Annotated in this window: 16 protein-coding genes and 1 tRNA gene; 16 read left to right on the top strand and 1 reads right to left on the bottom strand. The window is 42.9% G+C overall.

Annotated elements, in window-relative coordinates; all coding sequences use genetic code 11:
* Positions 1-133: 133 nt before the first annotated feature.
* A tRNA-Gln gene (locus MTBBW1_RS22405) sits at positions 134-207 on the bottom strand.
* Between the two features lie 143 nt (positions 208-350).
* Here MTBBW1_RS22405 and MTBBW1_RS22400 point away from each other — a divergent pair.
* The 16 genes from MTBBW1_RS22400 (at position 351) to cheB (ending at position 23019) form a co-directional block, all read left to right on the top strand.
* Entirely contained in the window at positions 351-635 is a 285-nt protein-coding gene (locus tag MTBBW1_RS22400) for an antibiotic biosynthesis monooxygenase family protein (RefSeq protein WP_080807488.1), read from the top strand.
* 282 nt (positions 636-917) lie between these two features.
* Entirely contained in the window at positions 918-2318 is a 1401-nt protein-coding gene (gene rsxC / locus MTBBW1_RS22395) for an electron transport complex subunit RsxC (protein WP_080807486.1), read from the top strand.
* A gap of 12 nt (positions 2319-2330) precedes the next feature.
* Positions 2331-3323: an RnfABCDGE type electron transport complex subunit D gene (locus MTBBW1_RS22390; RefSeq protein ID WP_080807483.1), complete on the top strand. Its 993-nt coding sequence runs from the start codon at positions 2331-2333 to the stop codon at positions 3321-3323.
* Position 3324: 1 nt separating this feature from the next.
* Positions 3325-3981 carry an RnfABCDGE type electron transport complex subunit G gene (locus MTBBW1_RS22385; RefSeq protein WP_080807481.1) on the top strand — a complete coding sequence of 219 codons (657 nt, stop codon included), beginning with the start codon at positions 3325-3327 and terminating at the stop codon, positions 3979-3981.
* Positions 3982-4596, top strand: coding sequence for an electron transport complex subunit RsxE (rsxE, locus tag MTBBW1_RS22380; protein ID WP_080807477.1), 615 nt, complete (start codon positions 3982-3984; stop codon positions 4594-4596).
* Between the two features lie 247 nt (positions 4597-4843).
* Positions 4844-5728, top strand: a complete 885-nt coding sequence (locus tag MTBBW1_RS22375) for an electron transport complex protein RnfA (protein WP_080807473.1) — start codon at positions 4844-4846, stop codon at positions 5726-5728.
* Positions 5725-6543 carry an RnfABCDGE type electron transport complex subunit B gene (locus MTBBW1_RS22370; RefSeq protein WP_080807471.1) on the top strand — a complete coding sequence of 273 codons (819 nt, stop codon included), beginning with the start codon at positions 5725-5727 and terminating at the stop codon, positions 6541-6543. The genes MTBBW1_RS22375 and MTBBW1_RS22370 overlap by 4 nt, the downstream gene beginning before the upstream one ends.
* Before the next feature lie 435 nt (positions 6544-6978).
* Positions 6979-9060, top strand: coding sequence for a response regulator (locus MTBBW1_RS22365; RefSeq protein WP_080807467.1), 2082 nt, complete (start codon positions 6979-6981; stop codon positions 9058-9060).
* A 251-nt stretch (positions 9061-9311) separates the two neighbouring features.
* Positions 9312-9632, top strand: coding sequence for an STAS domain-containing protein (locus MTBBW1_RS22360; RefSeq protein ID WP_080807464.1), 321 nt, complete (start codon positions 9312-9314; stop codon positions 9630-9632).
* Positions 9629-10732: an Hpt domain-containing protein gene (locus MTBBW1_RS22355; protein WP_080807461.1), complete on the top strand. Its 1104-nt coding sequence runs from the start codon at positions 9629-9631 to the stop codon at positions 10730-10732. Before MTBBW1_RS22360 ends, MTBBW1_RS22355 begins: the two co-directional genes overlap by 4 nt.
* Complete coding sequence (locus MTBBW1_RS22350) at positions 10729-14304, top strand: chemotaxis protein CheW (RefSeq protein WP_080807459.1); 3576 nt, start codon at positions 10729-10731, stop codon at positions 14302-14304. The genes MTBBW1_RS22355 and MTBBW1_RS22350 overlap by 4 nt, the downstream gene beginning before the upstream one ends.
* Entirely contained in the window at positions 14304-14804 is a 501-nt protein-coding gene (locus tag MTBBW1_RS22345) for a chemotaxis protein CheW (RefSeq protein ID WP_080807456.1), read from the top strand. The genes MTBBW1_RS22350 and MTBBW1_RS22345 overlap by 1 nt, the downstream gene beginning before the upstream one ends.
* A 329-nt stretch (positions 14805-15133) precedes the next feature.
* Positions 15134-16879 carry a restriction endonuclease gene (locus MTBBW1_RS22340; protein WP_080807452.1) on the top strand — a complete coding sequence of 582 codons (1746 nt, stop codon included), beginning with the start codon at positions 15134-15136 and terminating at the stop codon, positions 16877-16879.
* Between the two features lie 442 nt (positions 16880-17321).
* Positions 17322-19574 (top strand): HAMP domain-containing methyl-accepting chemotaxis protein, encoded by a 2253-nt coding sequence (locus tag MTBBW1_RS22335; protein ID WP_080807447.1) that lies wholly within the window; start codon positions 17322-17324, stop codon positions 19572-19574.
* Positions 19571-21466: a hypothetical protein gene (locus tag MTBBW1_RS22330; RefSeq protein WP_080807444.1), complete on the top strand. Its 1896-nt coding sequence runs from the start codon at positions 19571-19573 to the stop codon at positions 21464-21466. The genes MTBBW1_RS22335 and MTBBW1_RS22330 overlap by 4 nt, the downstream gene beginning before the upstream one ends.
* Before the next feature lie 95 nt (positions 21467-21561).
* A complete protein-coding gene (cheB, locus tag MTBBW1_RS22325; RefSeq protein ID WP_186441642.1) occupies positions 21562-23019 on the top strand; it encodes a chemotaxis-specific protein-glutamate methyltransferase CheB in 1458 nt (485 codons plus the stop codon).
* Positions 23020-23054 lie beyond the last annotated feature (35 nt).

The following is a 23054-nucleotide window of genomic DNA, read 5'->3' as shown; positions in this document are numbered from 1 at the left end:
AGTTCGGTAAACTAATAAGGATGCAAAATAAAATTAAAGCAGGAGTGGGGTAAAACATATTTTTTCTGGAAGAGTTTTAGCAGAAAAATAAAAAGGGTTTAACCAGTGATTTGGCTAACCCCTTGAATTTACTTGGCTGGGTGACTAGGATTCGAACCTAGATTGACGGAGTCAGAGTCCGTAGTCCTGCCGTTGGACGATCACCCAGTGAAATTATGAGAAGCCTTATACCTTATGAAATCTAATGAGTCAATACCATATTTTTAAAAAAATTGATTTTTTAGATCATCCTATCTATATTCTAAAAGAGGTTTTTTTCATTTTTTACTAACTTTTATCAGGAGGTTGCCATGACAATTAAAGTTTTGATTAAAAGAAGTATTCCCCGGAACCATGCAAATGAACTTAACCTTCTTTTTGTGCAGCTAAGAGCTGCTGCAATGAAACAAAAAGGATACATTGGAGGAGAAACTCTTAAAAGGGTTGATTCGCCTGAGGAGTCCCTTGTCATAAGCAGATGGCAAAGTATTGAAGATTGGAGCAGATGGCTTGTAAGCACCGAACGGCAGGAATATCAGCAAAATATTGACGCTCTTGTTGGTTCTGAAACAAAATTTGAAATTTATGAAAATTAATACCCCAATGTTCTCAATTGCTCATCATAAAAATAATACTCACATTCCACTAATCTCATAAATATATAAAATTGTATTAATTTAGCGTGTGTTGTTTTGCCTTGACAGATATTAATTTGGCTGATACTAAACATGGTTCTGATATTTTTACAGGAGTTAATCGTTAATTAAATTAACTGATTAAGAAATTGATGGTGCTCTTATTAATACTGATGATCATGTATTGAGAAGAGCGCAAAACTGATTAACTATTTTTAGATTTGCCGGAGTATTAAACTTAAAATGGGTAATTCAAAATTTAAGGGGTTTCCCGGGCGGGGCAGTTTCCGTCATGGAGTTCATCCCCCTGACAACAAATCCTACTCTGCAGGGGCAGCCATTGAAGTTATGCCATCGCCTGAACAGGTTGTACTTCCGCTGCTTCAGCACATTGGTGCACCATGTCAGCCTGCTGTTAAAGCCAAGCAGCAGGTTGTTGTTGGGGATGTTGTGGCTTCTGCCAAGGCATTTGTATCTGCACCTGTCCATGCATCCATTGCCGGAAAGGCAACAAAGCCAGGAGTTGTGACTCTGCCTACGGGCAGACATTTACCTGCCATTACCATTAAAGCTGATAAAGACCTGCCTGTAACGTCAACACAGGAGATATGGGACAGCCTTAAATCGTATGAGTGGGACTTTGCAGAAATTAAGGGATTTGATCCCCATGATATAGCTTCGGCTGTTCATGGTGCAGGTATTGTGGGGCTTGGAGGGGCTGCTTTTCCGACTCATGTCAAGCTTATGCCTGATGAAAAGAAGGTGATTCATACAATGATGGTTAACGGGTGTGAATGTGAGCCGTATCTGACGCCTGATTACCGCATAATGCTTGAGATTCCGGAAGCCATTGTTGCAGGAGCAATGCTTGCTGCAAGAGCTGTCAGTGCAAAGCAGGTAATAATTGGGATAGAAGATAACAAGCCCGATGCTGTTGAAAAGATGGAAGCAGCAATTGCAAAGACAAAAAGAACTGTTTCAGATGCAGATATCAGGGTAGCAATGGTAAAAACCCGTTATCCCCAGGGAAGTGAAAAGCAGCTTATCAAGGCAGTTCTTGATCTTGAGGTTCCGCTTGGGGGCCTTCCTTCTGATGTGGGCGTTGCAATGAGCAATGTTGGAAGTATGGTGGCTGTGGCAAATGCTGTTATAAGAAAGGTGCCTTTAACACATCGTGTCATGAGTGTCACTGGTGGCGGTATTAAAAACCCCAAAAACATTTTTGTTCCAATCGGAATAAGCGTTTCTGAAGTGATTGAGTTCTGCGGGGGCCTTAAACCTGAAGCAGCAAGGATGATCTCCGGTGGTCCCATGATGGGATTTGCCTTCTCTGACATGAATACCCCCATTACCAAGGGAACCAGTGGAATAACCGTGCTGACCCGCGACGAGCTTGCCGGTGGATTGGAAACATCATGTGTCAGATGCGGTCGCTGTGTAGAAGCATGCCCCATGAACCTTGTTCCTACAAGACTTGCCATGGCATCCCGTTATGGCAATGTTCCCCTGGCCATTCAGTATAACATCAATGCCTGCTTTGAGTGCGGTTGCTGCACATATGCCTGTCCTGCAAACATAAAGATTGTTCAGTTGGTCAGAACAGGTAAAGCCATGGTTGCAGCAAGCAAGCAGAATGAAAAATAAGGAGTAACGAGATTGTCTAATACAAGTCAACAATCTGGACAGGGTAAAGCTTCCGGGACCCAGGGTCTCCATGTGGCCCCATCCCCTCATATTTCAGATAAATCCTTTACCACCCAAAGGATGATGACGGATGTTCTGATTTCACTTTTGCCGTTGATCCTCATGTCACTTTACATCTTTCGCATGAATGCTGCCAAGCAGATGATTATCTGTATTGTATCCTGCCTTGTTGCAGAAACACTTTTTGTAAAGATGCGGGACAGGGTTGCAACTCTTGATGATTTCTCAGCAGCCGTAACAGGCATGATTCTGGCACTATCCCTTCCTGGTACCGCTCCCTGGTATGTGGGATGTCTTGCATCTTTTGTTGCTATAGGTATCGGAAAAATACTTTTTGGCGGGCTTGGCATGAACATATTCAACCCTGCAATGGTTGGACGTGCCTTTGTAATGATAGCATTTGCAAGCCTTATGGGCGCTGCTGCCTATGAAGATCCTTCAAGTCTTGTGGATGTTGTATCCCAGGCAACCCCTTTGACAGCTTTGAAACAGAGTGCAATTCCCACATCAATAGGTGCTCTTTTTCTCGGTATGACAAATGGTTCTCTTGGTGAAACAAGTGCACTTGCATGTCTTCTGGGCGGAATTTTTCTCTGTGTTCGCGGTACAGCCTCCTGGGAGATTCCGGCAAGTATTATTGCTTCCGTTTTTGTAATTGCCGGGATAGCTGATATTGCAGGATCTTTTTCAGGAGATCTTCTGATGCATCACCTTTTTGGAGGTGCTCTTCTTTTTGGTGCTTTTTTCATAGCAACAGATCCTGTTACAAGTCCCCTTACATTTAAGGGAAAAATTATCTTTGGTGTAGGTACCGGTACTCTTATAATGATCATAAGACTCTTCAGCGGGTATCCTGAAGGGGTAATGTTTGCAGTCCTTATAATGAATGCCGTTACACCGCTCATTAACCGTTGGACCATTCCAAAACCTATGGGAGTTGCTTGATATGGTAGAAAAAGTACAGAAAAACAATCTCCTCCAGGCGTGGCTTGTCCTGACCCTTGCATTTCTGTTTGGAATGTCCCTTGCAGGTGTTCAGACGGTTCTGGGGCCGGTTATTGAAGAGAACAAGATCAGGGAGACCATGGAAAAGGTTCCTGTCGTTGTTCTTGGTGAGGCAGAAGCTGCAAAAATTGCCCATTCCGGAGCCAGCCTTGGAATAGAACCTTCCAGAATTGCTGTTGAAAAAGAGGGAAGAACCAAATTTTATAATGTCTATGACGCAAAGTTTAATGATGGAAAAAGAGCTGGTTGGGTAGCAAAAGCATCTGCCCAGGGATATGCTGATAAAATTGAGTTGCTTGTGGGATTTGATGCCGCTGTTGAGAAAATTACCGGCCTTTTTATTCTGGATCAGAAGGAGACTCCGGGACTTGGCAACAAAATTGTTGAAGATCAGTGGAGATCTCAATTTACAGGAAAGGCTGTGGCAACTGCATTGACAGTTGTCAAAACAGGGGCAAAAAAAACCAATGAAATTGATGCCATATCCGGAGCAACAATCTCTTCAGACTGCGTTACGCGCATGATCAACCAGACCATTGCCGATCTTGGAGAAGAGCTTAAAAACAGAAACACTGAAAATCAAAAAGGGAAAGAATAAATGGCTGATCAACCCACTGCGATGGAAAGATTTGTTCAGGGGATTCTTCCTGAAAACCCTGTTTATCGACAGCTACTTGGGCTCTGTCCAACTCTTGCTGTTACAAATGGAATGAAACCTGCCATTACAATGGCATGCTCAGTTGCCTTTGTTCTTTTTTGTGCAAATATAGTGACAAGTTTGATCAGAGACCTGCTCAAACCTCATCTGCGTATTGTTGTGTTTACTCTGACTATAGCAACTTTTGTAACTATTGCAGACAGGTTTCTTGCCGCTTATGTGTATCAGATGAGCAAGCTTCTTGGGCCATATATTCCCTTGATAATTGTTAACTGCCTAATCATATGCCGTTGTGAGGTATGTGCGTCCAAGCAGTCGGCTTTTGTTGCCGGTGCAGATGCCATTGGGCAGTCCATAGGATTTGGCCTTGCCCTTGCAAGTATCGCTGCTGTGCGTGAGCTTCTTGGAACCGGAGGTCTTTTCGGGGTTCATCTGCTTCCTGCTGCGTGGCCTGATTGGGTTATAATGGTACTGCCTCCTGGTGCCTTTATTACCTTGGGCCTTCTTTTGGGAGCTGTTAACTGGTACTCTTCCAGAAAGACAAAAAATGCATAAAAATATCAGTGTAAAACAATGGATCAATATTTCTTGTGAACTTAAGTATCCTTTGATCGGACTTTCTCGTAACTTTTTGCCTTTGCAGTGATAAAGTGGAAATTCCTGTAATATGAACTTAAGTACCCATTGTGCTGGCTTTTTCATAACTATTTGCTTTTGAAGTGAATAAAATGAAACTCCCTGTACTATAAAAATATTACCAGATAGAAACACTGAAATTTTGCAATATTTGGAGATGATTTTTATGAACTATCTTGTTGATATCATTCTCATTGCACTGAGTGCCGCACTGATCAATAACTTTGTGCTCTACTATTTTGTGGGAATATGCCCTTTTATCGGGGTTTCCAAAAAAGTGGACATGGCATTTGGTATGGGATGCGCAGTAACCTTTGTTATTTCGATTGCCGCTTTTCTGAGTTGGAGCATTACCACCATGATACTTATTCCTGGTGCTCCGGTGACCTCTTTTGTTGGAGGATTTTTTCTTCCTGATGAAGTGGCAGCAAAGATTGATCTTACAGTTTTAAGTTATATAGTCTATATTTTTGCAATTTCATCTTCTGTTCAGTTTGTGGAGATGTATGTTCGCAAATTTTTTCCGGCTCTTTACAAATCATTTGGCGTATTTTTGCCCCTTATAACGACAAACTGTGCAATTCTCTTTGCCTGTCTTACAATAATGAGTAATGTTGCAGGTGTTGAAAATCCTGCTGATGCCTGGGATCTTGGGCGCTCTCTTATCCTTGCCTTTTTTGGAGGAGTAGGTTTTACCATTGCAATTGTTATCATGTCAGGAATCCGTGAGGAGATGGAGATTTGTGATATCCCTGAGCCTTTTCAGGGAGCTGCCATCACCCTTGTTGTGGGAGGCATAATGGCGCTTGCCTTCATGGGTTTCACAGGCGTTGATTCTGGATTGAAAAAGGCTTTGACAACAAACAGCACACCTGAAATTCATGCTGAGTACAGGATTGCATCTTCAGAAATGGATTTTTCCCGATATAAAGGTCATGGCGGCTCACCGCCACAACGAAGCATGAAAGTCCTGAGAGCATTACAAGACAGGGATTTTCTTATAAAAGACAATTATTTTTTTGTCAGAGGGAGTGAGGAGGTCTGCTCATGACTATTGTAACCATTGGCATTGCTGCCGGAACCATGCTTGTCATGGCTGTTATAATGTCCTACATCCTTGGATGGGCCAATGTCAAATTTCATGTTGAGGTTGATCCCCGTGTGGAAGCTGTCAACAATGCTCTTCCCGGCGCCAATTGCGGCGGTTGCGGATTTATTGGATGCAGTGACTATGCCGAGGCTGTTGTCAAGGACAATGCTCCGGTAAACAAGTGTCCTGTTGGAGGAGCTGCCTGTGCTGCTGAAGTAGCCGGAATTATGGGTATTGAGGCCGGAGAGGCCCTTATCTTTCGCCCTGTGGTACACTGTGGTGCCACAGCAGATGAAAAAAAGGGACGCACCGACTACTTTGGTGAACAAAAATGTGCTGCAGCAACTTTGGTAGCAGGGGTTCAGTCCTGTACATTTGGCTGCCTTGGATTTGGAGACTGTGTTGCAGCATGCAAGTATGATGCGATTCATGTGGAAAAAGGACTTGCCGTTGTTGACTATGAAAAGTGCATAGGATGCGGTGCCTGTGTAAAAGCATGTCCCAGAAATATTGTTACAATGTCACTTTTTGAAGAAGATCGTGTTCCGGCGGTACTTTGTTCCAATAAAGATAAAGGAAAGGATGTTACCTCTGTCTGTGACAAGGGATGCATTGGCTGCAAGGCATGTACCCGAATTGATGATATGTTTGTTATGGATGGAGATATTGCAATTACAGTTGGTGATGGCTATTCCGCTGAAAAGGTTGAGAATGTGGATAAAGCCATTGAAAAATGTCCCAATGACTGCATAAACTATGTTGGTAAAACAGTATAGTACTCTTCAAAATTTTGAATAAAAGTGTGAGTTAATTACAATGTGGAGACAAGGAATCCCTTGTCTCTACTTTTTATTGAATATTTTGAGTTTCATCGTGTTATGCCTAAATTCGTGATTAACAAATAATAACTTTCTTCTGATTAACCAATAATAACTTTCTTCTGATTAACCAATAATAATTTTCTTCTGATTAACCAATAATAATTTTCTTCTGATTAACCAATAATAATTTTCTTCTGATTAATAAGTATTAAACTTCTTCTGATTAACAAGTACTGACTTTCTCCTCATTGACAAGCATCAACCCACACCTGATTCACAAGCATCAATCCTCATCCTGATTGACAAACATTAAGGAATCTTTAAAAATATTTTCAATTTTCGTTATGCCCGTCAGGGCATGGTAGTTACTCTATACAGGAGTGCCTGGTAATGCCAGATACAGACAAACCCCATATCCTTATTGTAGATGACAACCCTTTTAACAGGGTTTTGATATCGGAAGTTCTCATAGCTGAAGGCTTTGCAGTGACAGAGGCAAAGAACGGAATAGAAGCTCTGATAAAACTCAATGAAACCGTTTTCAATCTTATTATGCTTGACCTGCTCATGCCGGGAATGGATGGTTTTGAAACTGCAAAAAAAATCAGGGAGATGGGCATAAATATACCCATTGTAGCGGTTTCAGCCCTTGCATTGAAACAGGACCGTCAACGCAGTTTAAGGTCAGGATGCACAGATTTTTTACCAAAACCCGTGGATGTTAAGGAGCTAAAATCCATCGTTAAACTCTACACAAAAGAGGGCTTCAGTGGGTATGAAATATCCAGCGAATCAGGAGATGGAGATATGCCCAACCTTTCTTCTGATAAAGCATCTTTCTCATCATCATCCCCATTTAAAGGGCTTTGCCTAATTGTAGTAGAAGAAGATGCACAACTTAGAACACACTATGCATCTCTTTTAACAGAAGCAGGTTTTAGTGTTAAAGGAGTTGCCAACGGGTCAGAGGCATTTGAATACATAGAAAACAAGGAAAAAAAGGTTGAGGTCATTATCAGCAATATCTTTACTTCCGGCATTGATGGGTTGGGACTTTTGACAATTGTTAAAAGACAATATCCCCATATCCTTGTTTTTCTTTACACCCCTTCCTATGATCCTTCAACTTTTCAGTATGCGGTTCAACAAAAGGTTGACGGTATCATTCCCCAGGATCAGGTTTCAAAGGCCACTGCCCTTGAAATCATTGAATCTGCGCTATCCCAGTCCCGTCTGAAAGGCTCTCGTAATTCAGATGCCCGAACTGCATCTCTGGTACGTCAGGCCCAGGCCCAACTGATACATCCGGGCTGCATCCATTTATGCCCTTTTCTTGATGTTGCCTATCAACCATTACATGAGGCAGGAGGGGACATGATGCGTTGCCACCGTTTCGGACCTGACGGACACTGCGCTCTTGTGCTGGCAGATGTGGCAGGTCATGATGTGATGAGTTCTTACACCAGTGCCACATTCACGGGTATTCTTACCTCTTTATGGGACACCCATAAGGCTCCTCTGTCGCTATTGAAAACAGTAAACCGTGAATTACTAAAGGTTGGAAACGACAAATCCCACGTCTGTGCAACGGCACTTATCTGGGATCGCTGGTCAGGGCATCTGGAACTTGCTTCCGCAGGAAACCCGGGAGGCCTTTTAGTTTCATTTGAGTCAGACGACAGAATCCTTTATACTCCCCTTAATGGAGGCGGGATGGTTTTGGGTGCTCTGGAAATGGATGAGCTGTTTGTATCTGAATCTGAACAACTGCATCCAAACAGATTCCTTTTTTTATTCTCAGATGGTATTCTCACAGAAGATCTGATTTCAGCTATTGATGCCAACCTGGAACTCTTCAGGAGTGAGTACAAAATAACTTACCCCAGTTTCCCGTCTTCAGCCATGGAAAACGGGAATGGAGATAAGGCAGTTGAGCAGGATATTTCAGGAATCTTCCTTACCGGAAAACGCTCAAAAGGCATTTGCCAGCATCTTGTGGATACCCTGTTGGGCAATAAGGAGCAAGAGGATGACATAATTCTCCTTTGTATTCATAATCCTGAAACGTGGGGCAAACCCATATGCCGCTCCGAATTTTTTTCAACCTACGAAGAGGTTGACAGAGCTTGTATATGGATAGACGAGTGCCTGCTTTCCCGATACATTCCTAAAGGAAATGACAGGGATCTTATTCTGCTTTCTGCCAGGGAAGCGCTTTTGAATGCTGTAGAGCATGGTAATAATTATAAACAAAATGCTCACATCGAAATTGAAATTTATGCTGAAAAGCAGCAATTACGGATCTCAGTTTCAGATGAAGGCAGTGGCTTCAAGCTTGAGGACAATGTACGCAAGCCAGCGGAATTAACCCTGACACAGATAGATAAACGGGGGTTGAGTTTCATGACATCCGCAGGCCAGGAGGTGATTGTTGACGGAAGAACGGTCAGCCTTGTTTTCAAGGAAATTTAATAAAAAAAGCTGCATCCTTCATACTCAAAGCCGATACCTATGGTCTTGTAAGCTTTGTGAACACTGTCTGAATAAGGATTCCCAAGATTAACAAGATAAGGCAGGATTATCTATCCTACCCTATCTATCCTGGTTCAGACAACTGCAAAAACTTCTGAAAAAGCAATAAGATGTCGATTTTGAGTTCATATCATCACAGAACTATAGTCTCAGTGATTTATGGCAAAAAAACCTCCGGAAAGGAGTATATAATGAGAATCAATAGGGATAACAACACACTTTTTTTAATTCCGGACACGAATCTGGTGGCCAGCCAGATTGAACAACTGAGGGATTTTTTTCTGGAAGCACTGACGGGTCATCCGGATGTCTCCACCGTTATTTTACAGGTAGACGGGATTGACACCGTAGACTCCCTTGGCGTTAATTTAATCATAGGAATATACCGACAGGTGACTTCCGAATCAAAACTTTTTAAAATTACAGGGGCAGGCAACAAGTTTTTAAAAGTAGCTGCTTTTTTTCACTTTTCAGCGCTGTTCAGCATTTCAGGAGAGGAGAAATCCAGATGATGGAAGATGAATTGGTCAATGTTTTTGTAAAAGAGTCCCAGGTACACCTGGAATCCATTAAATCTGATCTGCTTGAGCTGCAGAAAGATATAAATAACATGGACCCTGATATTTTACATGGTGTATTTCGGTCAATTCACAGTATAAAGGGAGCTTCCGGTTTTTACCATTTTCAGAAAATACGTACACTCTCCCATACAATAAAAGAGCTTATTTCCCAGATTATGTATAAAAAAATAACGGCAGATCATGGGCAGATGGAGGCAATGCAGGCAGGTGTAAACCTTCTGAGTAACATGCTGGAGGATATTGCCAACAGTGAGCAGTATGATATTGAAAAGGAGATTATGAATCTGACTTGCTGTTTTCAACAGAGCGACAAGCCAGTAAAAATGATCACACTACAGGAGACTCACCAAAATGGAAAAGTCCCCAGAGTATTTGAAATCAATGAAGAAAAACTGGAACGTTTTTTGAAAAACGGGCAATCACTTTATACACTCAATTTTTTTCTAAAAAAGGATCTTACCCAGAAAGGCAAAACCCCTTTTGATGTCATCAATGTCATTAACATGAGTGGTGAATTCATTGAATCCAGCCTGGATATTGAAAGTATTCAAGGCCTTGCCGACTGTCTCGACAATGATCTCTCCTTTGTTGTCCTTTTTGGAACAGCAATGGAAATCACCCTTCTTTCAAAAACACTTGATATTCCTGAAAGCAGTATCTCGGTTATTGACCTTAAGGAGCAAATAAAAAAATATGGTATTGAAACATCAAGTGATTTAAACCCTGAAAAAGATACCCTCTTTTTAATGCCAACAACCGATCTTGTGGCCAGTAAGATTGAAGTATTAAGGGACTCTTTTTTAAAGAAACTCAAGGCAAATCCTGGAGTGTCAAAGGTTGTTTTGAAGGCAGATCACATTGAAACTGTGGATTCCCTTGGGGTCAACCTGATAATCGGCATCTACCGCCAGGTAATGTCAGAATCCAAATTATTTGAGATAACCGGTGCTGGTGAAAAATTTTTAAAGGTTGCCAATTTTTTCCAGTTTCCGGCACTTTTTAAAATTACAAGCAAGGAAATAACAAAATGATGGATCAGGATGAATTGATTGCTGTATTTGTTGAGGAGTCCATCCAGCATCTTGAATCCATTGAACCTGATCTTCTAACAATGGAACAGGATCTTGACAACATTGATCCCGACAGGGTTAATGGCATATTCCGTGCCGTTCACAGCATCAAGGGAGCTTCGGGTTTTTTTGGCCTTCATAAGATAGGAACACTTTCCCATGTAATGGAAAATCTGCTCTCTCTTCTGCGGGAAGAAAAGATGAGTGTCACCACTGAATTCATTGATGCCCTTTTTTCAGGAATTGATGCCCTCAGAACCATGTTTGATGATGTTGGCAACAGCGAACAGATTGATATTGAAACGCAAATAGATCAGCTTACATCCCTTTTGAATGCCTCCACATCAAATCCATTGACTTTTAATACATCCCCGTTAAGTTCATTGCCTTTGACTCATGCCACATCAAATCCATCTCCGCTGAACCAGTCGGAATCAGAGGTATCGGAGTCCAATTCATTGGCCACAGACCCTTTAGCAACGTCTCATGATAGTACCACGGACAAAATTGGAACGGACAAAGCTGGAACGGACAAAATTGGAACGGACAAAGCTGGAACGGATAAAGCTGGAACGGACAAAGGTGGAAAAGAAGTTGTAATGCATCAAAAGAGTGTGGGAAACAAGAATGCACAAGGGTGTCAAGGTATTACCCTGGAGAGCAAAATTGTTACAGTTAAAGAGAAAGCTGAAACCGGAAAGCACTCCAGAACCTTTGACATCCCTGAGAATATGCTGGATCGTTTTCTTAAGAACGGACAGTGGCTCTATACAATCACCGTTTATGTCAAAAAGGATTTAACCGACAAGGGGAAAACACCACTTGATTTAATAAACGCCATTGTCTCAACAGGTGAGCTTATTGAGTCCAGACTGGACATTGACTCCATACATGGACTTTTAGACTGTCTCGACAACGAGATAACCTTTGTATTTGCCTTTGCAACCATTCTGGAAAAGGAGTTTTTACCCCTTGCACTGGATATTCCCGAAGAGCAGATTCAGGTCATAGATACAGGACAATCACACTCATTATCCCAAATAGAAACATCAACACAAATAGAATCACAGACAATAATAGAAGAAACAATAGAAGCAGAGCCAAAGGGTCAGATAGTAGAAAAAACAGAGACTGAACCAAAAGAGCAAATAGAAGCCAAAACAGAAAAAAAGCTACAAACACCAGCAGAGTCAAAAACAGAGACAGAACCCAAGGCACGATTAGAGAGGAAAAAGCAAATAGTGCCAAATATTTCCATGGAAAAAGAGTTAAAAACCTCCCATCCCATACAGACAGAAGAGAAAATCAGGGTGGGTGTAACCTTCCTTAACGACCTTGTCAATCTGGCAGGGGAGATGGTACTGGGCAGAAATCAGCTCAATCAGATAACCATGCCCCTTGTAAAGGAGACGCCTGGTCTCAATTCTGTGATTCAGCACATCAGCCGCATAACAACAGAGATGCAGGAAAAAATTATGCAGATGAGAATGCAGCCGGTCTCAATGATATTTGGCAAATTTCAGCGTGTGGTGCGTGATCTGGCTAAAAAATTGAATAAAGAGATAAAGCTGGTGACCCATGGCGAGGATGTCGAGCTTGATAAATCCATTATCGAGGCCCTTTCCGACCCCTTAACACACCTCATCCGCAACAGTGTGGATCACGGTATTGAGTCCCCGGAGGATCGGGAAAAAGCCGGCAAACCAAGACAAGGCTCAATTCAACTCAAGGCATACCATCAGGCAGGACATGTCTATATTGATATCATTGATGACGGCGGTGGCATTGACTGCACCCTTGTGGGGGAAAAAGCTGTTGAAAAGGAGTTGATTACCAGGGAGCAGATGGAGGAAATGGGGGAAAAAGAGTTGGCGTCTCTCATTTTTAAACCCGGCTTTTCAACAGCAAAGCAGATATCTGCTGTCAGTGGACGGGGTGTTGGTATGGATGTTGTGATGACTAACATTAAGCAGCTTGGTGGTACTGTGGATATTGAGAGTACACTACTTGAAGGTACCACCATAAGCTTGGTACTGCCGTTGACACTGGCCATAGTATCCGGACTTGTGATCAGAACAGCCGGTCAGCACTTTATTCTTCCCGAAGCCAATATTGATGAACTGGTTCGTATCAAGCCGGATGAAATAGAGAGCCGTATTGACTATATTCAAAATTCCTGCGTCCTTCGACTGAGGGAGATGCTTTTGCCCCTGATTTCACTTGGAGATGTGCTGGGACTGAATCATAACTCTTTTGTAATAAAATCGGATAATTCCGGTAAAGATCAGATTGAAAAAGAGAAGCAGATAAAACAACATCGTTATACAACAAAACAGCCCACTAAAAACAAACAAATACAGATATCAAAACAGACAGATCCCATGAGGGTAGCAAAACAGACAGATCCCATGCGCGTACTGGTGATAAAACACGGTAATTCACAATTTGGTCTTCAGGTGGATGCGGTTGAAAATATCGAGGAAATCGTTGTAAAGCCTCTGCCCCGTTACCTGAAAAATCAAAAATGCTTCAGTGGAGCCAGCATCATGGGCAATGGGTCTGTATCCCTTATTCTGGATGCTGCAGGACTCTTTGAAAAGGCAAAACTCCATCACATTGATCTGGATCGGTATCGTAAAAAAAACAGAGTGGATACCCGTCAGGATGGCAAAGATATTCAGACACTTTTGCTCTTCACTAACAATACCTCTGAACGTTTTGCCCTTCCCCTGGAGCTGATCTCCCGCATTGAACGGATAAAGGCTTCCAGCATTGAAAGTATAAAGGATGAGCAATACCTCCAGTACCAGGGCCAGAAACTGAGGCTGGTATTTCTGGAAGACTATCTGCCGGTCAGCCGTCCAGAACGATCTCCTGATGATACCATAGGGGTAATTGTTCCCAAACAGATGAAACATCCCATGGGCATCGTGATCCATCTTGTTGAGGGTACCATCAATGCTGTTGTGGATATTGACACTCGTTCTATAATGGCTCCCGGCCTTTTTGGTTCTGCCATACTGGAAAATAAAATCACACTGCTGCCGGATATGTATCGCCTTTTTGAGCTTGCTGCACCGGAATGGTATCTCCATAGAAGCGTATTAAAGGGCAAGGGAGACGGGAATGAAGGTAGAGATAAAACACAAAAAATTCTGATTGTGGAAGATACCCCTTTCTTCAGGATGATTGAAAAGGACTACCTGACCTCCTCCGGATACGATGTCCTTGAAGCGGAAAACGGCAGACAGGCCCTTTCTATTCTTTCTGAACAGGCTGTGGATGGGGTGATTCTGGATATTATCATGCCGGAAATGGATGGCTGGCAAACCATCCGTGCCATTCGTGCGGACAGTCGTTTAAAGGATTTGCCGGTCATGGCCGTGACATCCCTTGCAGAAGATATAGACCCCGGGGAGGGCCTGAAAGCAGGGTTTACCCAATGGGAGGCAAAACTTAACAAGGAACGTCTGCTGGAAAAGCTTGCACATATGTTGAAGCAAGGAGCAAAGCATGAAAAGGAGGTGGCTTGATGAATCGTCAGATTGCAACATTTAATCTGGGGGATAGCCGACTGGGAATTGATATCCTGTTGATCAAAGAGATTTATCGCCATATGTCCATTACCCCCATCCCTGATTCGCCTCCTCACTTAAAAGGATTGATGAACCTCCGGGGACGGGTTGTCACTGTGATTGATCTCAATGTCTGTCTCAACAGGCCATCTTCTGAACCCATAGAGACCAGCCGCCTTCTTGTCCTTAAAACCGATGACGAGATTGGCAAGTACAGACAATCCGGACTCCCGGGGAACATCTCTCTGGGACATGACATCGTGGGCTTGCTCATTGATCAGATGGATGATGTCATCACCATACAGAATTCCGACATTTTACCGGCACCACCAAATCTGGAAGAGACCGAAGATGCGTTGATTCAAGGCGTGATAAAACAAGGAGAAGAGCTCATTATAATACTTGATGTTAATGAGGTTCTAAAAAAAATCATGCAGGCTTGCAGCAGCACAGAATAGTAAGGAATTGATTTTTAATAACTTGCCCATTCACCTCGCCCCATGCCACATTTTACAGACTTTGAGATGAGACGTTCGGGTAAGATAATTGGTGGTGTCCCAAATATGTTGATGAGCTCTTCACAAACCTTGATTCAGCAGGGCTTTCACAAAAAGATATTAACACTTTTATGACACTACCAGATAATTAAACCCAATTACTAAGCTTTGTTTTTCAAAAACGTGAGAGTCTTTTGAAACTCTCTTGGCGCTGAGGGGTAGAGACCATGCAATTTCATTTTCCACCTGTTCTTTCTGTGCAATAGATTTGTATTTTGAGGAGGCAGACCATGAGATACCCGTTACCTGAACGAATCGGTGAACCACAACTTTTGACAGGCCGTGAAAAGGAGTTTGCTCTGTTTTATAAATGGATTGAACGTATCCCCAGGCGCCTTTCCAAATCCCGTGTGATACTTGCCCGAAGAAAGAGCGGTAAAACTGCCTTTATCCAGCGGCTTTTTAATCGTTTATGGAGTGAAAACGGCAAGGTGATACCCCTGTTTTTTGAGATATCTGAAGCAAAAAAATGGTATCCAAACTTTGCAATTGAATATTACTGTACCTTTGCATCTCAGTATATTTCATTTCTGGATAGAGATGATGATTTCGTACACACCCCATTGAGTCTGGAACAGATCAAAGCTTATGGAGAGTCAAAAAATCATAAATATCTCTTGAATGATATAGATTCGATGATGCGGTATAAGGCGTCACACGACTATGATCTCCTATGGAAAACAGCCTATACAGCTCCGGAACGCTTTGCTGCGAGCCTTGATCATCGTTTTCTGGTGATCATTGATGAATTCCAGAATATCACCGAGTATATCTATCGGGATAAAGCCTGTGAAACCGCAAAGGATGAAACCCTAGCCGGCAGTTTTCACGGTGTGTCTGAATCAAAATTAGCTCCCATGCTGGTGACCGGATCCTATGTTGGTTGGATTGTTGCTATTCTGGACAAATATCTTGAAGCAGGTAGGCTTAAGCGGTTTTTCATGACCCCATATCTTACCCCGGAAGAGGGATTGCAGGCAGTGTTCAAATATGCTGAGTATTATGAGGAACCTATCACCAACGAGACTGCAACTCAGATAAATCAGCTCTGTCAGTCCGATCCTTTTTTTATATCCTGCGTCATGGAGAGCGAATTTGAGGGCAAGGATCTCACTACTCGTCAGGGAGTGGTCAATACTGTCAACTTCGAGATTTCAGATCGAAGATCCGAGATGTCCATGACCTGGGGCGAATATATTGAACTGACCCTTCAGCGAGTCAACGACATCCATGCCAAGACCATCCTTCTGCACATGAGTAAACATGCTGATCGCTACTGGACACCAAAGGAACTTAAAGAGACCCTGAAACTGGATATTGCCCCCAACGAGATACAGGAAAAACTGCGTACCCTTGTAAAGGCAGATCTTCTAACTGAAGGCATTTCAGATATTGATTTTAGGGGGCTCCAGGACGGAACTCTCTATCTCATCCTCCGGAACCGCTTTGAAAAGGAGATCATTAACTTTGAGCCTGACTTGAAAAAAGATTTTCACAAAGAGCTGGATGAGCTTCAAATGGATAAAAAAGCACTTCAGGGAAAGCTGAACAATCTTGTGGGAAAATTTGCCGAATATCAGCTTGCAACGGACTTCAGAAGTCGCAAGAGATTTCCTTTGTCCATCTATTTTGAGGGGGTAGCAGATAAAGATCAAAATGTGGAATTAAATATCATTGATGTAAGGCAGCGTGTGAAGTTTCACAGGCAAGATGGAAAGGAGATGGAGATAGATGTACTGGCAGAATCGGCTTGTGGCAGGTTTGTTCTTGTTGAAGTGAAAAAGACAAAGGAAAAAATTGGAGTAAAGGTTGTGCAGGATTTTCAGGAAAAAGTTGACGTATATGTGCGTCAGTTTCCTGACAAGATTATTCTTCCGGCTTTTCTCTCAACAGGCGGATTTACTGAAGATGCCTTGACGTTCTGCATGGATAATCATATTGGAACGGCGGAGGGAATTGCGTGGTTTTTTGAATAACGGCCATGGCAGATCCATCTGCCACAACGAAGCATGAAAGTCCTATAGCTCCTTAAAATACTGGGACTTTCTTATAAAACCCCTGATTCTGACAAGGATAAATTAAAAATGAGAATGATCTACTCAAAGTTGACACCTATAACCTCTTGAGCCTTGTCAACAATGCCTGAATCATGATTCCCATGATTAACAGGATAAGTCAGGATTATATCGATCCTGAACATCCTTTTATCCTGATTCATTACGTTTGAGAGAACATGAGAAAATATTAGGAGGAATCTAAAATCCCTTACATAACGAGTTTAGAAAGAATTGGAATTGAAAAGGGATGGAAAAAGAAGCCAGACACATGCTTTCCAGATTGATTACACTGAAATTTAAAAAGGAAACAGAACTTTAAAACAATTCTGTTGATGCCCTTAGAAAAGAGGAATATTTAAAAATGAATAGTAATAAAATTTCACTTCGCATTAAACTGATCGGTGGTTTTTTTACAGTACTTGCACTGTTGGGAGTAGTCTCACTAATGGGTTTTTTTGCCCTGAACGGATCATCCACAGGATTTACAGAATACCGGCACATGGCACGAGATACGAATTTGGCTGGTGAGTTGCAGGCAAACATGCTCATGGCGCGCATGAATGTAAAGGATTTTATCATTACCAACAACCAAAGCTACTATGAGCAATATACCCATTACTATAAAAACATGGAAGTTTTTTTAAAGGAGGCACATGAGCAGATTGATAATCAGGATCGGATGGAAAAAATAGATAAAATTGATGAACTGCACCTTGAATATCATACTGCATTTCAAAAAGTAGTGACGCTTCAGAAAAAAAATAACGACATCATCAATTCGATACTCATTGTCAAAGGACCGGAAGCGGAAAAGGCCTTGACCTCCATTATGACCTCTGCTGAAAAAGACAATGATGCTCTGGCTGCCTTTCATGCGGGCCTTGCCCTCCGTGATCTTCTTCTGGCAAGGCTTTATGCCCAAAAATATCTTAATTCCAACGAACAGAGTGCTGTGGATAGGGTGAAAAATGAGTTTGCCCATATGCAGGAAGAGCTTGATACTCTTGACCGTGAGCTTGAAAATTCAGACAGGCGTAAAAGACTGGAGCAGGCTGTTGCTGCCAAAGATGCCTATGCCACGGCTTTTGATGACCTTGTCAGGACAATGGTTGAACGGAATCTTCTTATTGATAACACACTAAACAGGATCGGACCTGAAATTGCCAATCTGGTTGAAGAGGTTAAACTTGCCATTAAAAATATCCAGGATGAGATCGGCCCCCGTCTTCAGGCATCCAATACCAATGCTGTAAATGTGATTATCATTGCCAGTGTGGCAGCTCTTATGGCAGGCATCTTCCTGGTTTTCATGATAACCCGCAGTGTGTTAACGCAATTGGGTGGAGATCCATCCCAAATTGCTGAAATTGCTGACAGGATTGCCAGCGGTGATCTCAGACTCCAGACCATCGGAGATGGTAAAAAAAGCATTGGTGTTTATGCCAATATGGTACAGATGGCAGAAAATTTGTCCAACATAGTTAAAGAGATCACTGATACCACAAACAATCTATCGGGCTCTTCGGAAGAACTGTCGTCAGTATCCACACAAATGGCTGCATCGGCAGAGGAGATGAATGCACAATGTGATACTGTTGCTGCGGCTTCGGAGCAGGTTTCTGCAAGTGTAAGCACTGTAGCTTCTGCTGCAGAGGAATCCAGCTCCTCGGTATCCAATATTGCCGCAATGACCGAAGAGATGTCCTCCACCTTCTCCAATGTGGCTCAGTCAGCCCACCGTACTGCGGACAATGTTCAGAAGATGGCTCAGGCCAGTGATTCAATCTCCACGGGTATCAATACTGTGGCAGCGGCAGTGGAAGAGATGACAGCCTCCTTAAATGAAGTGGCAAAAAATACAAGCCAGGCAAGTCGGGTATCCCAGAACGCCACCAGGGTAACAGAAGCTATCAATGAAAAGATGAAAGCCCTGGTAAGTGCCTCCCGGCAGATCGGCAAGGTGGTGGGAGTTATCAAGGATATTGCAGACCAGACCAATATGCTGGCTCTTAATGCCACCATTGAGGCGGCTGGGGCCGGTGAAGCCGGCAAAGGGTTTGCCGTTGTTGCAGGGGAGGTCAAGGAGCTTGCCAAGCAGTCTGCAGAAGCCACAGACGAGATTTCCGGCCAGATAGAACAGATACAGAACAGTACCAATACCGTTGTGGACGCCATTGCTGAAATCAGCAAGGTCATTATGGATATTGCCGGCATCAATGAGACCATTGCATCGGCTGTGGAAGAGCAGACATCCACAGCCGGGGAAATATCACGATCCATTACAGGCAATGCCATGACGGTTAAAGATGTTGCCGATAAAGCCGGTGAATCTTCAAGGCTTGTTAATGAAATTGCCAGATCCACCAATGAAATCTCAAAGGTGGCATCCGAGGTCGCTCGCCATGTCAATGAACTCTCCGGCGGCATCACCGAAGTTGCCCGCTCTTCTGTGGAGGCGGCAAGGGGTGTGAACGATATCTCTGCCAATATTCAGGGAATCAGTACTGCATCAAAAGAGACAGCCATCGGTGCCAGTCAGACCAATGAATCCTCAAGGGAACTTGCTAAAATGGCAGCATCCCTGTCAGATATTGTCAGAAGGTTTAAAATATGACACCAGATCATATAATGAGATCAAGTAGCATAATGGCTTGTTGTGAATCAACGGTACCAAACAACGCAATAACATCAAGCGATCCAGTCCCATCAAGCAAAATGCAATACCCCCTCCAGGAGAAAATCGGAACACCTGAGCTTCTGGTGGGACGGGAAAAAGAGTTTAAAAATTTTGGAAAGTGGATTGCCAATATTCCCAAAAAATTGTCAAAATCACGGGTGATCCTGGCTCGACGGAAAAGCGGAAAAACAGCGTTTATCCAGCGTATTTTCAATCAGCTCTGGAGTGCCAACGGCACAGTTATACCCTTCTATTTTGATATTTCAGAAAACAAGGTGTGGTATCCTACATTTGCAATGGATTACTACCGAAGCTTTGCAACTCAGTACATATCGTATATGGAAAGGGATCCATCCCTTATCGGCACACTACTCTCCCTTGAAGAACTTGGTGTCTATGGAAAGAGAAACGGCATAGAGCCTTTGTTAAGAGATATTGACTCCATGCTACAGGACAAGGCCGCAGGCATGCACGATCTTGTCTGGAAAACCGCATACTCTGCCCCCCATCGTTTTGCTGATTTCTACGATAGACGTTTTCTGGTGATTATTGATGAATTTCAGAATATCACCCAGTATGTTTATCCGGATCCCCATTATCAAACTGCTCCCATAGAATCCCTTGCCGGCAGCTTCCATTACCATGTGGAATCTAAAATTGCTCCTATGCTTGTAACAGGCTCCTATGTCCGATGGCTCATAAACATCAGCAGCAAATATCTGGAAGCCGGACGTCTTACCGAGATGTTCATCTCTCCATACCTGACTCAGGAGAGCGGACTTCAGGCAGTGTACAGATATGCAGATGCCTATGGAGAACCCATCACCAACGACACCGCTGTCCAGATAAATACATTGTGTATGTCTGACCCCTTTTTCATCTCCTGCGTCATCCAGAGTAACTTTGAAGAGAAAAACCTGATCACCGAAGAGGGTGTTGTAAATACTGTCAATTATGAAATTACCAACCGCTATTCAGAAATGTCCAGAACATGGGGGGAATATATTCAACTGACCCTTCAGAAGATAAATGATCGTCATGCCAAAAACATGCTGCTCTTTTTAAGCAAACATTCAGATCGCTACTGGACTCCAAAAGAACTCAAGGAGACAATGGAGCTGGATCTGGAAATCAGAGAGATACAGGAGAAACTGTTGACACTTGTGGAAGCAGATATGCTGGAGTGGGGTAATGCCGATATTGATTTCCGTGGTCTCCAGGACGGCACTCTCAATCTCATCCTCAGAAATCGCTTTGAAAAGGAGATTCATAACTTTGAGCCTGATTTGAAACAGGAGTTCCATGCACAAATCAGAGCATTGAAACAGGAAAAACAGAAAATTCAGGGCATGTTGAGCAATCTCACCGGACAGGTTGCTGAAATGCAGCTTTCCAATGCCTTTAGAAGCAAAAAGCGGTTTGTGCTTTCCTATTTCTTCCCTTCCTCTGTTGACATCATAGAAACTGACACTCTTGATAAATACTATTCAAATAGCACTATACAGGAAGCGCTGAAGACTCCATTAAACATTGTAGATGTAAAAACCCGCTTAATTTTTCAGCGGGAAGATGGCAAGAATCTGGAAATTGATATAGTTGCGGAGTCGGCCTGTGGGTGTATTATACTGGTGGAAGTAAAGAAACAGGCGGCAAAAACCGGCATAGCTGTTATTGAGGACTTCCATGAAAAGGTGGTGGCATATCAAAAACAGAGACCGGATAACCGAATTATTCCTGCGTTCCTATCTCTTGGTGGATTTACCGAATCGGCATTAGATCTTTGCATAGAGAAGAGTATAGTTGTAAATGACAAAATTATAAATTTTTAAAATTTATGCCATATTTTGAAATAATTATTTTCTGATAGATAGATGATAAAAAATATATTATGGGCAAAGCGGATCTGTCCATCATTAGGGCTGACATGAGCAAACATTTAAAAGTACTTGTGGTAGATGACACTATTTTTTACAGACAACTGTTGTCAAAATTGCTTGAGGAGATTCCGGATGTTGATTTGATGGGTGTTGCACCCAATGGCAAAATTGCGTTGAAAAAGATAGAACTCTTTCCACCTGATCTGGTACTCATGGATATGGCCATGCCCGAGATGGACGGATTAGAGACCCTGGATAGGATAAAGGCACATCATCCTGAAGTAGATGTAGTCATGATCAGTAGTGCTGACAGGGAGGCGGCTGCTCTGACAGTCAAAGCCCTTGAGAGTGGGGCTCTGGACTTTATATCCAAACCAAGGGCAGATTCCGCTGATGCGGCTGTTGAGGCTCTTCGTGCTGAATTGACTCCTTTAATTGCGTTGGTTAGAACCATGAAATATTCACGGGAAGCTCGCAGAATTTCCAGAGACAAACTACCCGTTACCCCTGGACATGCATCCACTACAGGAACTTTTCCTTCTTCTGCTGATGAAAAGTCACAGTCGCTCCGAAGCATCCAAAAGCCAATTGTAAAACATCGGGCTCAACATGGGGTTGCTTCTGTACAAGATGAATCTGAATTGACAAAAGATAAATTTTACTCAACAAAACAGGAAGTAGGTTCAGCAAAGCAGGAATTAGGTTCAGCAAAGCAGGAATTAGGTTCAGCAAAGCAGGAATTAGGTTCAGCAAAGCAGGAATTAGGTTCAGCAAAGCAGGAATTAGGTTCAGCAAAGCAGGAATTAGGTTCAGCAAAGCAGGAATTAGGTTCAACAAAGCAGGAATATAACTCAATTAAAAAAGAATCTGCATCAACTCTATCTTCTCCCCACCCTGTAGGAAAAAAAAGATCCCCCGGGCGGATTGATGTAGTGGCTATAGGCGTTTCAACTGGCGGACCCAATACTTTAAAACAGGTCATTCCCAAAATATCAGGTGATTTTCCGGTACCGATTTTAATCGTTCAACATATGCCGCCCATGTTCACAGCCACTCTGGCAGAGAGCCTTAACAGAATGTCAAACATCACAGTTGTTGAGGGAAAAGCCGGGCAGATTGTGGAAAAGGGTGTCATTTATATTGCACCTGGCGGACGTCACATGGTTGTCCGAAAAGGAGAGGATTCAATTATAAAACTTGGTCTTGTCGATACCCCGCCGGTACACAACTGCCGACCTGCAGTGGATGTCCTGTTTCGCTCCGTTGCCCTGGCTTTTGGCGGAAATGTATTGACTGTGATTCTCACCGGTATGGGCCAAGACGGGACATCCGGTGTGGCTGCCATTCGTAGAAAAGGTGGATATTCCATTGTGCAGGATGAAAAGAGTTCCGTGGTTTGGGGCATGCCGGGTGCGGTTGTTGAAGCTGGAGAGGCTGATGAAATCCATGGCGAGGAGCATATTGCAGATAGAATTATGGAACTTGTCAGAAAAAGCAGATTGTAAACAGGAAATTGAAACCTACAAATTAAAAAAAAGCC

The sequence above is a fragment of the Desulfamplus magnetovallimortis genome (assembly GCF_900170035.1).
GTDB lineage: Bacteria > Desulfobacterota > Desulfobacteria > Desulfobacterales > Desulfobacteraceae > Desulfamplus > Desulfamplus magnetovallimortis.
The sequence above is the reverse complement of the archived record's forward strand: the minus strand, read 5'-3'. Positions and strand labels throughout refer to the sequence as shown.